Here is a 12,669-nt window from a genome sequence, read left to right as displayed (position 1 = left end):
AGGGCACCGGCCAGCTCCGGCAGGGTCGATGGACCCAAATCGCCCGGGCCGATTGCCGACCGGCGGAGTCGGTGCAGCCGGCCTACTCGGCCACGAACCTGCCAAGGGCTCGGTCATCGGCCAGCCGCACCACGGCCAGACCGGTTATCGCCGCCATGATGGCTGCCATCAGCAGGCCGGAAACCAGCCCGATCGCTATCGTGACCGGCAGAGCCTGGCCGGGATGCCACAGCGGCATGGTGACGGCCAGGACAGCGCGGTGACCGGAATCCAGGGCCGGCGCGATGACGGCCGCCGCAGCGGTCACCGCCATCCATCGCCACACCGGGAAGCCGGACGGAATCCGCCGCAACACGACGGCCTGGCCCCGCCCAGCACCAGTCCTTCCACGGCACCGGCGGCCAGGAGGGCAGGCAGGGACACGGCCGGCGACTCGCCGGCGGTCAGAGCACCCACGGCGGCCGGCACGGCGGCCCGGCGGGTGGGGACCTTCAGCGGTCGTGCGTGCCGGTGGCGCGGCTCGTGATCCGGAAAACGGGGTATCCGGCCGCGATGCGCTCGAAATCGGCGAGCGGGCCGTTGGTCCTGCTTCGCCGGGCAGCGCCGGCGTCCGTACGGGCGGCCACACGTGACCTTCGGCACTGGGTGGCGGACCCGGACGGTGGCAGGCTGCCAGCAGGCCATCAACCGAGGGAGGCTGACCATGACTGTTCCGGAGCCGCCGCGCGACGACCGTCCGGACGACCTGCGGCAGACGGCGATCACCCGGCTCGGCCAGAGACGTGACCTGCAGACGCACGTGCTCGCCTACGTGCTGGTAAATCTCGCGCTCAACGGAATCTGGCTGCTGACCAACCCGGGCGGGTTCTACTGGCCGATGTTCCCGCTGCTGATCTGGGGCATCGGGCTCGCCTTCCACGTCTGGGACTTCTTTGTCGGCAAGACACCGTCCGAGGAGGCGATCCGAGCCGAGATGGACCGGCTGGGCCGCCGGTGAGCGCCAAGATCAGGATTCCCGTACGGCCATCGCCCGGCGAAGTGCCGGAGCGGTCTGCTCCGGCACTGTGGGGTTGATGCCGAGGCCGGTGGCCAGTTCCAGGCCGGCTCGACGGCTCACCCGCGGATAGAGACCCACGTACCAGCGGTACCACCGCGCCGCCGTCTCGTCACCGACCGGGCCGGCGTGCACCACCAGGTTGTACGCGGGATCGTCGCGGACCGCGGCCAGCCCGGCCGCCACCCGCGGCAACGCCTCCGCCATCGCTGACAGGGCGGCGTCGGAGGCGCCGGCCAGGCCCGCGGACGGATCGTCGGCGATCAGCACGGTCTGGTGGCTCACGCTGGCCGCACGTGGCTGATAGACCAGGATGTCGCCGGTGTCCTCGACCACCCGGACGCCGGCCGACCGCTCCGCGCAGGCGAGGTCTTCGGCGAGACAGCGGCCCGTCTCGTCGAAGAAGGAGCGGGCGTGCCGCCAGCGGCGCGCGAGACCGGGCGGAACCTTGTCGAGGCTGACGATCTGACTGTGCGGGTGCCGCAGCGACGTGCCGGCCGCCACCCCGTGGTTGCGGAACACCACGATGGCACCGGGCCGGCGAGCCTCCAGAACGCGGCAGCGTTCCCGCATCGCCCCCAACACCTCGGCCGTCTGCGTGCTGTCGGCGAAGCGCAGATCCCCGTCGTGGTTCGGTGACTCGATCACGACGTCGTGCGTTCCGGTGGCGGCGTCGCCCGGTCCGGGCGCCACCACCGCGTACCTGTTCGGCACGATCCGGACCTGCCACGGCAGGCGGCGATCCGCCGGCGTACGGAAAACCGCGGGCGGCGTGAGACCTTCGCGCCCCGGACAGAACGGGCACGCATCCGCGCTGCTTCCGGACAGATCGGTGGGCCGCGCCGCGCGAGCCGGGGCAACGATGTGCCAGTCGCCGGTCTCCGGATCGACGCGATACTCGGGCCCCATGCGGCCACGGTACCGATCCGCTGCCAGGAGCTCGCTTCTGACCAATCAGACGTGCCGGGATCGGGTCCGCCCGCCCCTGAACAAGGTGCCGGTCAGCGTGACCAGGTGCACCAGGAGACCGGCCGTCGTGCCGAGAACAGCCACGACAAGAAGGACTCGGGTGACGGTTCCCCAGGCCGGCGCGGACCCGAAGTCGAACGGGAAGACCTGCCAGATGCGGATGAGCACGGCCAGCCCGATCCCGGTCGTGACCACGGCACCAGCGGCCACCAGCCAGGGCGGGTCGTGGAAAAGTTGTACGACATTCACCACCAACCCGGCGACCAGTGAGAGGTTGAACAGGGTCAGCAAAGAGGCCGTGCCGGCGGTGAGGAAGGGCAGCGCCTCCCAGCCGGGCCGGACGTTGACCAGATACAGCAGCACGACGTGAATGGCTGCCGCGATCGCGTAGCCGACGCGCTGGTTGCCCGCCGGCTTCCGGCCGCCGGCATCAGCAGCGGACATCATGACCTCCCCTATCGTGGCTTCCGGCGACCCGTCAGGTGGCCCGGGCAGCGGCGGGACGCGCCGCGTGCCCGGGCCAGGCCGCGCACGACAAGCAGGGCGGTGATGGCGACGAGCTGGCCGCCCAGCACGATGCGGTTGACGTCTATCGCCGGCCGCCAGGTCACCCTGCCGTCCTTGAGAACGAAGACGCCGAGTCCGCGGCCGTACGTGCCGAACCCGCCGCCACCACCCTCCGGTCCGCCCGGCTCGGGCGCGGATCCCGAGCCGCCTCCGCCCCCGCCGGCGATCCGGGCGACCGGGAGCAGAACCATGCCGTCCACGGTGATCGGATCGCCGAACACCCGGTCGGCGGTGGTTGACTCGACCGCGGAGCGAATCTCCGCGAGAACGTCCGTGTGTTCCGTCGCCGCAACCATGATCGTCACTCTCCCGGGGCCGGCGGGCGGCCGGGCGGTCCGGCTCCGGTACGGACCCGCCGATGGCCCTCCGTCCATCGTGGTGGCCGGTACCGAACCGGCGAAAGAGCCGATGGTCCCGATCAGTTCCGGTCCGCTTCGGGACCGCCCGGCGGAAGCATGCTGAAGGCGGCCTCCTCCTCCTGGGCGTTGTGCAGCCGCAGGATCGCGTACAGGCCGTAGAGCAGGCGTTGCAGGTCCGCGGTGTCGTCGCCGGGATCGTCGAGGGTGCGGGCCAGGCGGTCGATGTAGTGCTCGATTTCGGCATGCGTCCGGCTGATCGCGCCGGTGGGGTCGGCGCCGCCGAGCGCCTTGGCCATGATCGGGACGAGTTCGGCCTCCTCGGCGCGCTCGTGCGGCAGTAGTTCGCCCTCCAGCCGGCCCAGGACGGCGCGAAGCGGTGCCAGATCCGTCCCGTCCTGAGCAAGCGCGTCCGCGACGTCGCGGACCTGTTCCACCACGGGTTCGACCGACCGGTGCTGCGCGTACAGCCGGCGCGCGGTGTCGAGGTCGGCCGCCGTCATGTGGCGGGTGTACGCCCGCACCGGAACGAGCGCGGTCAACGCGATGCCGATGGCCGCGACGTCGATGACCTCCTGCAGCAGCGCTCCGGCCGCCGGTGGCAGAAGCCCGGCCGCGGCGGCGAGCATCGCGGTCACCGACAGGCCCATCCCAGCGATCACCGCCAGCCAGGCGATCCGCCGCGCTCGCCGGGCGATCAGGATCGCGTCCGCGAGGGCGTCGATCCGATCCACCGTGAGCACGATGTCCGCCGCCTCGGCGGACGCCGTGGCGCCCCGGGCCGCGAGAGCCACCCCGGTTCCGGCGGCAGCCAGGGCAGGCGCGTCGTTGATCCCGTCCCCCACCATGATCGTCGGTGCGGTGGCCGACGCCTGCCGGACGATCGCCAGTTTGCCGGCCGGGTCCTGGTCGGCGTGCACGGTGTCGACGCCGACGATCCGGCCCACTGCCCTCGCGACGTCGTCCCGGTCTCCGGTCACCAGGACCACGCGTTCGATTCCGGCCGTGCGCAGGGCTCGCACCATGCGTGGCGCGTCCGCCCGGATCGGATCCTCGAAGAGCAGCGCACCGGCCGGCCGGGCATCCCGGGAAAGGAAAACGGTGAGCAGTCCCTCGAGTTCTGCGCGGCGCCGCGTCCGCTGCATCCAGCCAGGCGCCGGACCGGACGCCGTCCAGGACGCCTTGCCGAGCCGGATCTCGTGGCCGCCGACCAGACCTCGTACGCCGTAACCGTGCTCTTCCCGGACATCCACTGGTGGTTCCAGCCGCAACCCCCGCTCGCGGGCGGCGGAGACGATGGCGCCGGCCAGCACGTGCGCGGACGCCTGGTCCAGCGAGCCGGCGAGCCGCAGCACCTCGTCGGCGTCCACCGGTTCGCCGGCCGTGACCACCCCGGCCAGCCGGGGCCGGCCGTGGGTTAGGGTGCCGGTCTTGTCGAACAACAGCAGCCGGCCCGCGGCCAGGCGCTCGAGCGCCGCACCGCCCTTGATCACCACGCCGCTGCGGGCGGCCCGGGACAGACCAGACATGATCGCGATCGGCACGGCCAGCAGCAATGGACACGGCGTGGCGACGACCAGGACGGCCACCGCGCGCACGACATCGCCCGACACCAGCCACGCGGCACCGGCCAAAACCAGGGTGAGCGGTACGAAGACAACGGCGGCCCGATCCGCGGCGCGCACGAACGGGGCACCCGCGGCCTGTGCCTGCTCGGCGAGGCGCACGATCCCGGCGTACGTCGACTCGCCGGCCGACGCGGTCGCCACCAGGTCGAACGGCGTCCCCGCGTTGACCACACCGCTGCGCACGTCGTCGCCGGCCGGCCGATCGACCGGCAAGGGCTCGCCGGTGAGCGCGGACTCGTCGAGTACCGCCGGGCCGAGGAGCCGGCCGTCCACCGGGACGATCTCCCCCGAACCCACCAGGAGCCGATCGCCGGGTCCCACCTGGTCGGCGGGCAACTCCAGGAGGCCGTCGGGCCCGTAGCGACGCGCGGTCCGGGGCGCCCGCGCGGCCAGCAGACTCAACTCCCGGCGGGCGCGAGCGGCCGCTCGCGCCTCGAGCAGCACGCCGCCGGCGAGCATCAGCGCGATCAGGGCACCGGCCAGCGCCTCGCCGACCACCAGCGCGCCGACCAGCGCCAGCCAGGCGATGACGTCAACGCTGGGCCGGCGCTGCCGGACCGCGCCGGCCAGGCTCACCGACGACTGCGCCAGACCCACCAGCGTCGCCGCGAACCACAGCGCGTCGGCGACCGGCCGGGCGCCGGCGAACCACGCGCCGGCACCGGCGGCCAGCAGCATGGCAACGGCCGCGAACCATCCGGATTCCCGCAACCACCGAGTCAACGCAGCCACCCCACATCTCGAAACACGCGCTGTCACGCTGCGATCGCCGTCGCAGCGATGTCGCGCTGCAGGGGAATCGCCTCGCCGCCGACGGGATCGAAGAAGTACGCCTCCCGCAGGTCCACGGAGAGCCCGATCGGTTCGCCGATGCTCACGGCCGTCTGCTGACTGACTTTGGCCGTCCACAATTCGATGTCGTCGGCCTCGTCCACGGCGACCGGAATGTCCTCCCCGCCCGGCTCATCGCCGGCGGCGGCAATCGCCCGCGGGGGCCGGAACAGCACGTGCTTCTCGTCGCCGAGCGACTCGACGCCCAGCGGCACGACCCGCAACGCTGCCACCTCGGCCGAGGTGGCCGGCGCGAACGCCGCCGGCCGCAGGCCCATCACCACGGCCGAACCGAGGTAGCGCGCCAGTCCCGGGCGGCGGCGCAGCGCGGCCGGAACCTCGAACTCCCGGCCCGCGAGACGCACCGTGACCCGCCCGGCGTCGCCTCCGAGATCGACCGTCGCGAAGTTCATACTCGGGGAGCCCATGAACCCGGCGACAAACCTGTTGGCAGGTTCCCGGTAAAGCTCGTCCGGCGTTCCGACCTGTTGCAGCCGGCCCCTGTCCAGCACAGCAATCCGGTCACCGAGCGTCATCGCCTCGACTTGATCGTGCGTGACGTACACGGTCGTGATTCGATACCGCTGGTGCAGCCGGGACAACTCGGCGCGCATCGACACGCGCAGCTTGGCATCGAGATTGGACAGCGGCTCGTCGAGCAGGAACACCCGTGGCCGGCGAACCAGAGCCCGGCCCATCGCGACCCGCTGCCGCTGCCCGCCGGACAGCGCGGCCGGTTTACGGTCGAGCAGCGTGGACAGTCCGAGCAGGCCCGCCGTGTCGTTCACCTTCTCGCTGGCTTCGGCCTTGTCCATGTGCCGGAGCTTCAGCGCGAATCCCATGTTCTCCTGCACGGTCATGTGCGGGTAGAGCGCGTAGTTCTGGAAGACCATGGCGATGTCGCGCAGCTTCGGCGGCCAGTCGGTCACGTCCTCGTCGTCGATGGACACGGCTCCGCCGCTGACCGCTTCCAGGCCGGCGATCATGCGCAGAACCGTCGATTTGCCGCACCCGGACGGGCCGACCAGCACCAGGAACTCGCCGTCGTCGATCGTCAGGGTCAGATCGTCGACAGCGGTCGTCCCTCCAGGGAATGTTTTCGTCAGGTGTTCCAGCCGCACGACCGACATGACCCCTCACCTCGACCTGTCTCACGATGATCACGAGTCAAGTACACCGGCGGCGTCCCGGCGTGGACAGTGCTGACTGGCGGCCGGGTACGGGCCGAACGTCCCGGCAACCGCGGGTGACGGGACCAAAGGCCCTGCCTCCGCAGCGCATCCCGTGCCACGCTGCAGCTGAGAAGCCAGTCGCCGGACCGGGAGGCAGACATGATCGCGCAGGTCGGTGATCGGATCGTGGTGAGAGGTACGCACGTGGGCGACGCCGCCCGTGTCGGAGTTGTCACGGCGCTGCGCCACGCCGACGGCACACCGCCCTACGAGGTGCGCTGGCTCGACGACGGCCACGTCGGACTCATCTTTCCGGGCCCTGAGACGCACGTCGAACATGCGGCCGCGCCACAGCCCGGCACGGATGAAACCGCATGATTCGCACGAGCCGGGCGGATGCCCAGTGCCCGGTACGTCCCGGAGAGCCCTGCACCCTTTGCCAGATGGGCGCGGCCGGGCCGCAGGACTGCCCCCTGGTCTACCTGGTGATGACCGACGAGGAATTGCGTGCCGGTGTCCAGGCCGCGGCCGTGCGTGCTCGCGCGCGCCGTGCGCGACGGGGGGAACGCCTGAGCCGGCGGACTGCCAAGTGGTCCGCCGGCTCAGGCGCAGCGTGGTTCCGTCGTGTCAGGTCGTCCCGGCGCGCAACTGAGCGCTGTCGTCGTATCCGTATTCGATGGTCGAGATGACATCCACCACGCCGGAAACCGGACGGACGATCACCGTGCCGTCGACGACCGACACCTCGACCGTCTCGGCGTCGTCGAGGAGGTACGGAGAGAGGACGCCGGTCCTGATGTCGGACGCGATCTCGGTGTCCGGCCGGAGGTGCGCTCTGAGCAGATCAGCCCTGGTGACTATGCCGACCAACCGGCCGTTCCCGTCGACAACAGGCTGCCGCTTGACCTCCGCGCGGTCCATGTGCCGAGCGGCCGTTCCGATCCAGGTGCGATGTTGCGGTAGGAAGCGGTCCGGTCCACCGACACCACCGTCCGGGTCATCACGTCGTCAACAGTCCACGCCTTCATCGCGGTCGCCTCCCTCACAGCGCCCAGGTGACAAGTTCACGGCTGGTGCCGTTGTCGACGAAACCGACCAGCCGTCCGGCCTCGTCCATGCCGAGCAGCACGACCTGTGACCCGGCCGCCCCGCCGTAGTAGGTCACTTCGCCGTCCCGCCACCGGAACGGGCGGCCGTCCGTCAGCCCGATCACCTGACCGCGGTTGTTGATCGCCCGCACGGTGGTGTCCGGTCCGCCGACCAGCGTGAGCCGGCCGCGGTCCCACACCGCCCCTTGCCTGGTCGACCAGTCGGCGTCGACCAGCGTCCCGAGCACCTGGCCGCGTTCGTTGACGTCCACGGCGTAACTGAGCAGACCGTCCGGGTGGGCAGCCGGGTGAAGGAGCCGTTCTTCCAGGAGAACGCCTGCAGACCCGGCCCTGTCGGAACACTGAGGTCACCGACCACCTGGTCGTGGTCGCTGACCGCGGTCGCCCACACCACCCTGTCCGGCATCATCAGGTAGGTCAGCCGGTTGCCCTGCCAGAGGAAACCGCCCTGCACGGCGTGCTGGTCGTCGCCGATGACATGACCGCGCTGGTTCATGCCGTGGACGTAAGTGTCGCCCACCGTGCCGAGGCCGGCCCAGCGGTCGTACCGTTGCCACACACCGAAAACCACCGAGCCGTCGCTGTCCTGAATGCTGCCGGCGAGGTCGCCGCGGCCGTTCACCATCACGACGTCTTCCGGCGCCGGAGTCAGAGCCTGCTTGGCCTCCCGGCTTGGCGGCAAGGCCCTAAGTCCCGGCGGATTGCCTCAGTGAGCACATCGCGCAAGGCCACCCGGCTCTGTCCGCTCCGGGCGGCAGCAGATCGCGGGCAGAGCCGGAAGACCCCTCGTCGACGGTCCCACCGACCCTGGTCCACATGCTCGAACCAGCAGAACGTCGGAGCAGAGACCGTCCATGGGAGGTGACACCAATGGCTCTCGTCATCGTCGGGATTCTGCTGCTGCTCGGCGTGCTCATCCTGGCCGGGCCGATGCTGGTGGGTGGTAAAGCCTGATGCAGTTTCCTGTCCCGGCTCAGCGGGTGGCGGCAGGGGTTCGCGACCGGCCGCGCCGGGGACGTCAGCGCCGTCTCGAATGCCTGCGTGTTTGCTCCGGCAGCTGGCTGGCCGCGAGCCGCCGGAAGTCGGCGAACTCCAGGTACAGCCGGGCCAGCTCCCGCTGCTTCTCCTCGGCCCTCGCCAGCTGGCCGGCGGAGGTGGACAACCGCCAGCGCCATCGGCCGGTCATCCGCAGCTGAGCCTCAGTCATCTTCCGGTACCGGGGGATCGCCTTGCCGCGCCCGGGCAATGATCCTCGCGGTCTCCGGCACCGCGCCGTCCTGCCACTTACGACGGCACAGCACGCTGGCCTGCCGTCAGGACGGGCCGGTTGGCCTCGTAGGCCGGACCAGCACGCCCGCAACCCGCTGAGCGGGGAAGGCACCGCCCGGCGGCGCCCGGCGGACATCGAGGTGCCGGAGATCGGCGACGAGCTCGCCACCGCTCGGGCCTTGGCGGACCTGGCCTACAAACTGCTCGACGCCACCGCCGACGACATCGAGCAGTTCACCCGGCAACCGGTACGGCTCACATCATGACACCGGCACGGGACTTACGGCCCTGACGGCCGGCTGTCCTGCAACCGACACTGGTGCTGAGCCCGCCGGGTGCACGGACCGCGGTCGCCACGCGCGGTCCGGCACCCGGCGTGCCGGATGAAAGGACGCGTCATGACCACCATCACGGGAGCCCCGGTCGTTGTCGGCATCGACAGCTCGGCGGGCGCTCTGGCCGCGGTACGGGTGGCCGCCCGCGAAGCGCGCCTCCGGCATCGGGGCCTTCGCATCGTGCACGCCTTCACCTGGCCGCCCACCCGCTGGAACGCACCTCCCCGATGGGCTGCGGTGGCACCGGACGCGTGCCGTGCGCAGACCAGGTTCGTCCTGGCCCAGGCCGCCAGGACAGCGCGACGGGTCGCACCCGGCGTCGATCTGACCGGCGTCATAGCCGAGGGCCAGCCGGCCCCGGTCCTATTGGCGGAGAGTGAGCACGCCATGCTGGTCGTTGTCGGCAGTCGCGCCGGCGGCGGGCTCCCGGGGATGCTTATCGGCTCCGTGGCCGGACTGGACCTCGCCGACGCCAGGAGTCCCGTCCTGGTGGTCCGGGGACGGCCGAACCCGGACGGTCCGGTCATTGTCGGTGTGAACGGGTCGCGGACCTCGACGGCGGCGGTGGACTTCGCCGCGGAGGAGGCCACGCTGCGCAACACCGACCTGGTTGCGGTGCACGCCTGGAGTGACGATGACACCACCGAGCTCACCGGTCCGGTCCGGGACACCTCGGAGCTGGAAGAGCGCGTCCTGGCAGAGGCGAGTGCCGGTCTGACCGCACGGTTCCCGGACCTGCGGGTACGACCGCAGGTCCGGCGAGGTTCGGCCCGGCACCTGCTCCGCGACTGGTCACAGACGGCGCAGCTGATCGTGGTCGGCACCCGCCGGCCCGGCGGTTTCGCGGAGCGGCTGCCCGGCTCGGTCAGCCACTACCTGCTCCGGCGTGCGGCATGCCCGACCGTCGTAGTCGGGGCCGCCAAGCCCGAATGATCATCCCGCGTCCCGCTGGTGGAACGCGATCAGACCCCCGGCAGCGAACAGCAGCGCAAGGGTCATCACCGGCCTCCGTGGGCGACGGAGCGGCCAGTGGGCAGGAACAGTGCCGCGACCGCGCCGTCCGCACCGGGACTCGGCAGCGTGCCGATGATCTCGTTGCGATTGTTGAGCGCCTCCACGCTCGGCGGTATGCCGGCGGCAGACAGATCCTGGAGGGCGCCGCGCCGCCAGAGGAAGGCGTGATCGTCGAGGCTCTGTGGCCGCACGTTACCGACTCCGAGGATCACCCCGCGGTCGTTGACATCGCGCGCCATGGCGGCATTCCCGCCGGGTAGGTTACTGAGCAGGCTGATTCGGCCGTGCCGCCACCGGGCTGCCCGGTTCATGTCGGCGCCGGACACCCAGCCGACGATGGTGCCGGCGTCGTTGATCGCCCGGGCCTGGCCGCCGAACGGTGAGGCCGGCAGGACGGTCACCCGCCCGCGCTGCCACCGGTAGGGGAGGTTGGGCATGTCGGTCGGCATGGCGAAACCGACCACCTGATCGCGATCGTTGACGTCCTCGGCGAAGTTGTCCCCAGCGCCCGGAACACCCAGGTCGGTCATCCTGCCGTCACGCCAGATGAAGGCGTGCAGGGCGCCGTCCCGGGTGGTGCTGGCGCCGACGATCACGCCGTGGTCGTTGATCGCCGTGGCGAAGCTGGACGGGCCGCCCAGCGTGCCAAGATCGCGAATCCGGCCATGCTGCCACCGGACGGCGCGGCTGACACCACCGCGGTCGCTCTGGCCCACTACCGTGCCGTGCCGGTTGATGTCGGCCGCAATCCCCCGGCCGCCGTCGAGGTCGTCGAGCGTTCCGAGGTCGGTCATCCGGCCACGCCACCACAGGAACGGGTGCAGCGCGCCGGTAGCCGTGCTCGCCCAGCCCACGACGGCACCGTGGTCGTTGACGGCGGCCGGCACGCTGGACGTCCCACCCAGTGTGCCGAGAATGACGGTGCGGTAGGACGGCACCGGCCGCAGTGGCGCCGCTGCGGTGGCGGGCGTACCGGCCAGGCACATCGCCGCTGTCGCCGAGGTCGCCGCGCACAGGCGTACGGTCGTTCTCATGACGGTCTCCTAAGTCCTGGACCAGATTCCACCGTCTGCGCTGGACGGGAGCGACGGGTAGGACCATCCGGCCCGCGCTGCCGGGCCGGATGGGGTCGGCAATGTCGTCTGCGTGCTTGGGGGCACTCGTGATCCGCCATCCGGCATACACCGTGGAGCCGTGGCAGGTGCGTGAGACGCACCTCGACAGCAACCTGCTGGCCCGGGCACCTACCTGAACTCGTTCTACGAATTGAGGCCTCTGCCGTAAGCCGAGGGCGGCTATGGCTATCCCGAGTCCGGACAGTCGGTCGTCAACGTCACCAACGGCAAACTCATCCGTCTGCTCCTGGACGACGAGCCGCTGGACATCCGGGACGGCCGGCTGCACCGTCACGAGCGGGTCCTCGACCTGCCCGCCGGTGTGCTGCGCCGGGAGATGCAGTGGTCGGCTGCCGGCCGCGCGGTTCGAGTACGCGCGACGCGCCTTGTGTCGTTCACTCAGCGGGCAATCGTCGCGACGCTGAGGTGGCAAGGCGCGGCGTTTCCGTGGCGCACCATCCGCGGGCAGGAGTGTTCCGGCTACTGGCCCGCCGGCACCGCGGCGGTGCACATCGCCGCGGACATCGCCGACGCGGTCATCCGCTACGTGAACGCGACCGGCGACCAGCGGTTCGACCGGGACTTCGGCGTGGAACTGCTGGTGGAGACCGCAAGACTGTGGGTCTCGTTCGGTCATTACGACCGGCACGGCACGTTCCACCTCGACGGCGTGACGGGCCGGACGAGTACACCGCTGTCGCCGACGACAACGTCTACACCAATCAGATGCCCCGGCGAAACCTGATAGCGGCGGCGGACGCCGCAGCACGTCACCCCGGTTCGTTCCGGGCGCTCGGTGTCCGCGACGAGGAGATCTCGTCCTGGCGTTCCGCGGCTGCGGCCATGAACATCCCGTACGACGAGGAACTTGGCGTGCACCCGCAGGCGCGCGGCTTCACGCTCATGAAGGAATGGGACTTCACCACCACCGCTGCCGAAGACTACCCGTTGATGCTGCGCGTTGCGTATCTGGAGCTGTATCGGACCCCGGTCGTGAAGCAGGCGGACCTGGAGCTGGCAATGCACTGGTGCGGTGACTCCTTCAGCACGGCGGACAAGGCTCGCAACTTCGCCTACTACGAGAGCCGTACCGTCCGGGACTCCTCGCTGTCGGCGTGCAGCCAGGCGATCATGGCGGCCGAGGTCGGTCATCTGGACCTGCTTCGGCGAGGGCTGCGGGTACAGGTGAGGATTCGCGCGACCGAAGCTACCTATTCACTGCGGGACGGCCGCGACGACGCCGAGCTCCA

Annotated in this window: 15 protein-coding genes and 1 pseudogene; 6 read left to right on the top strand and 10 right to left on the bottom strand. The window is 70.8% G+C overall.

Annotated features, from left to right (window positions below):
- Positions 1 to 82 precede the first annotated feature (82 nt).
- A complete protein-coding gene (locus tag Ari01nite_RS47540) occupies positions 83 to 313 on the bottom strand; it encodes a hypothetical protein (RefSeq protein ID WP_203791124.1) in 231 nt (76 codons plus the stop codon).
- Positions 314 to 703: 390 nt separating this feature from the next.
- Between Ari01nite_RS47540 and Ari01nite_RS47535 the strand changes: the two genes are divergently transcribed.
- Positions 704 to 997, top strand: coding sequence for a 2TM domain-containing protein (locus Ari01nite_RS47535; protein ID WP_203791123.1), 294 nt, complete (start codon positions 704 to 706; stop codon positions 995 to 997).
- A gap of 9 nt (positions 998 to 1,006) precedes the next feature.
- Here Ari01nite_RS47535 and Ari01nite_RS47530 read toward each other — a convergent pair whose 3' ends face one another.
- From Ari01nite_RS47530 to Ari01nite_RS51215, 5 genes are all read right to left on the bottom strand, one after another.
- On the bottom strand, positions 1,007 to 1,963 hold the full coding sequence (locus tag Ari01nite_RS47530; RefSeq protein WP_203791122.1) for a galactose-1-phosphate uridylyltransferase: 957 nt from the start codon (positions 1,961 to 1,963) through the stop codon (positions 1,007 to 1,009).
- A 45-nt stretch (positions 1,964 to 2,008) separates the two neighbouring features.
- The gene (locus Ari01nite_RS47525) at positions 2,009 to 2,467 is read right to left on the bottom strand and encodes a hypothetical protein (RefSeq protein WP_203791121.1); all 459 of its coding nucleotides are present in this window, start codon (positions 2,465 to 2,467) and stop codon (positions 2,009 to 2,011) included.
- Positions 2,468 to 2,478: 11 nt separating this feature from the next.
- Positions 2,479 to 2,886, bottom strand: coding sequence for a sporulation protein (locus Ari01nite_RS47520; protein ID WP_203791120.1), 408 nt, complete (start codon positions 2,884 to 2,886; stop codon positions 2,479 to 2,481).
- A gap of 122 nt (positions 2,887 to 3,008) precedes the next feature.
- A complete protein-coding gene (locus Ari01nite_RS47515) occupies positions 3,009 to 5,252 on the bottom strand; it encodes a heavy metal translocating P-type ATPase (protein ID WP_438872308.1) in 2,244 nt (747 codons plus the stop codon).
- Positions 5,253 to 5,329: 77 nt separating this feature from the next.
- A complete protein-coding gene (locus Ari01nite_RS51215; protein WP_203791118.1) occupies positions 5,330 to 6,535 on the bottom strand; it encodes an ABC transporter ATP-binding protein in 1,206 nt (401 codons plus the stop codon).
- Between the two features lie 201 nt (positions 6,536 to 6,736).
- On the opposite strand from Ari01nite_RS51215, the gene Ari01nite_RS47505 reads away from it, so the two are divergent.
- Together Ari01nite_RS47505 and Ari01nite_RS51580 are read left to right on the top strand one after the other, a co-directional pair.
- Positions 6,737 to 6,955: a DUF1918 domain-containing protein gene (locus tag Ari01nite_RS47505; protein ID WP_203791116.1), complete on the top strand. Its 219-nt coding sequence runs from the start codon at positions 6,737 to 6,739 to the stop codon at positions 6,953 to 6,955.
- Positions 6,952 to 7,266 carry a DUF6767 domain-containing protein gene (locus Ari01nite_RS51580; RefSeq protein ID WP_369076793.1) on the top strand — a complete coding sequence of 105 codons (315 nt, stop codon included), beginning with the start codon at positions 6,952 to 6,954 and terminating at the stop codon, positions 7,264 to 7,266. The genes Ari01nite_RS47505 and Ari01nite_RS51580 overlap by 4 nt, the downstream gene beginning before the upstream one ends.
- On the opposite strand, the gene Ari01nite_RS47500 is transcribed toward Ari01nite_RS51580, so the two are convergent.
- The 3 genes from Ari01nite_RS47500 to Ari01nite_RS47490 form a co-directional block, all read right to left on the bottom strand.
- Positions 7,205 to 7,519 carry a CBS domain-containing protein gene (locus tag Ari01nite_RS47500; RefSeq protein ID WP_275410955.1) on the bottom strand — a complete coding sequence of 105 codons (315 nt, stop codon included), beginning with the start codon at positions 7,517 to 7,519 and terminating at the stop codon, positions 7,205 to 7,207. The two genes, Ari01nite_RS51580 and Ari01nite_RS47500, sit on opposite strands and share 62 nt — an antisense overlap.
- A 100-nt stretch (positions 7,520 to 7,619) precedes the next feature.
- The gene (locus tag Ari01nite_RS47495) at positions 7,620 to 7,937 is read right to left on the bottom strand and encodes a hypothetical protein (RefSeq protein WP_203791112.1); all 318 of its coding nucleotides are present in this window, start codon (positions 7,935 to 7,937) and stop codon (positions 7,620 to 7,622) included.
- A gap of 767 nt (positions 7,938 to 8,704) precedes the next feature.
- Positions 8,705 to 8,893, bottom strand: coding sequence for a hypothetical protein (locus Ari01nite_RS47490; protein WP_203791110.1), 189 nt, complete (start codon positions 8,891 to 8,893; stop codon positions 8,705 to 8,707).
- 22 nt (positions 8,894 to 8,915) lie between these two features.
- On the opposite strand from Ari01nite_RS47490, the gene Ari01nite_RS51210 reads away from it, so the two are divergent.
- Positions 8,916 to 9,221 carry a dsRBD fold-containing protein gene (locus tag Ari01nite_RS51210; protein ID WP_275410954.1) on the top strand — a complete coding sequence of 102 codons (306 nt, stop codon included), beginning with the start codon at positions 8,916 to 8,918 and terminating at the stop codon, positions 9,219 to 9,221.
- A gap of 132 nt (positions 9,222 to 9,353) precedes the next feature.
- The gene (locus Ari01nite_RS47480) at positions 9,354 to 10,223 is read left to right on the top strand and encodes a universal stress protein (RefSeq protein WP_203791108.1); all 870 of its coding nucleotides are present in this window, start codon (positions 9,354 to 9,356) and stop codon (positions 10,221 to 10,223) included.
- 65 nt (positions 10,224 to 10,288) lie between these two features.
- Here Ari01nite_RS47480 and Ari01nite_RS47475 read toward each other — a convergent pair whose 3' ends face one another.
- Positions 10,289 to 11,338 carry a hypothetical protein gene (locus tag Ari01nite_RS47475; protein ID WP_203791107.1) on the bottom strand — a complete coding sequence of 350 codons (1,050 nt, stop codon included), beginning with the start codon at positions 11,336 to 11,338 and terminating at the stop codon, positions 10,289 to 10,291.
- 128 nt (positions 11,339 to 11,466) lie between these two features.
- Here Ari01nite_RS47475 and Ari01nite_RS47470 point away from each other — a divergent pair.
- Positions 11,467 to 12,667 (top strand): annotated as a pseudogene (locus Ari01nite_RS47470) (hypothetical protein); the annotation flags it as partial.
- Positions 12,668 to 12,669: the final 2 nt, after the last annotated feature.

Origin of the sequence: Paractinoplanes rishiriensis, from assembly GCF_016862375.1 — a bacterium.
GTDB lineage: Bacteria > Actinomycetota > Actinomycetes > Mycobacteriales > Micromonosporaceae > Actinoplanes > Actinoplanes rishiriensis.
This window is presented reverse-complemented; position numbering and strand designations above follow the sequence as displayed.

Excerpts from the sequence above, each read along its gene's own strand:
- Ari01nite_RS47540 (WP_203791124.1), bottom strand. The coding sequence starts at position 313 with ATGGCGGTGACCGCTGCGGCGGCCGTCATCGCGCCGGCCCTGGATTCC.
- Ari01nite_RS47535 (WP_203791123.1), top strand. The coding sequence starts at position 704 with ATGACTGTTCCGGAGCCGCCGCGCGACGACCGTCCGGACGACCTGCGG.
- Ari01nite_RS47530 (WP_203791122.1), bottom strand. The coding sequence starts at position 1,963 with ATGGGGCCCGAGTATCGCGTCGATCCGGAGACCGGCGACTGGCACATC.
- Ari01nite_RS47525 (WP_203791121.1), bottom strand. The coding sequence starts at position 2,467 with ATGTCCGCTGCTGATGCCGGCGGCCGGAAGCCGGCGGGCAACCAGCGC.
- Ari01nite_RS47520 (WP_203791120.1), bottom strand. The coding sequence starts at position 2,886 with ATGGTTGCGGCGACGGAACACACGGACGTTCTCGCGGAGATTCGCTCC.
- Ari01nite_RS47515 (WP_438872308.1), bottom strand. The coding sequence starts at position 5,252 with ATGCTGCTGGCCGCCGGTGCCGGCGCGTGGTTCGCCGGCGCCCGGCCG.
- Ari01nite_RS51215 (WP_203791118.1), bottom strand. The coding sequence starts at position 6,535 with ATGTCGGTCGTGCGGCTGGAACACCTGACGAAAACATTCCCTGGAGGG.
- Ari01nite_RS47505 (WP_203791116.1), top strand. The coding sequence starts at position 6,737 with ATGATCGCGCAGGTCGGTGATCGGATCGTGGTGAGAGGTACGCACGTG.
- Ari01nite_RS51580 (WP_369076793.1), top strand. The coding sequence starts at position 6,952 with ATGATTCGCACGAGCCGGGCGGATGCCCAGTGCCCGGTACGTCCCGGA.
- Ari01nite_RS47490 (WP_203791110.1), bottom strand. The coding sequence starts at position 8,893 with ATGACTGAGGCTCAGCTGCGGATGACCGGCCGATGGCGCTGGCGGTTG.
- Ari01nite_RS47480 (WP_203791108.1), top strand. The coding sequence starts at position 9,354 with ATGACCACCATCACGGGAGCCCCGGTCGTTGTCGGCATCGACAGCTCG.
- Ari01nite_RS47475 (WP_203791107.1), bottom strand. The coding sequence starts at position 11,338 with ATGAGAACGACCGTACGCCTGTGCGCGGCGACCTCGGCGACAGCGGCG.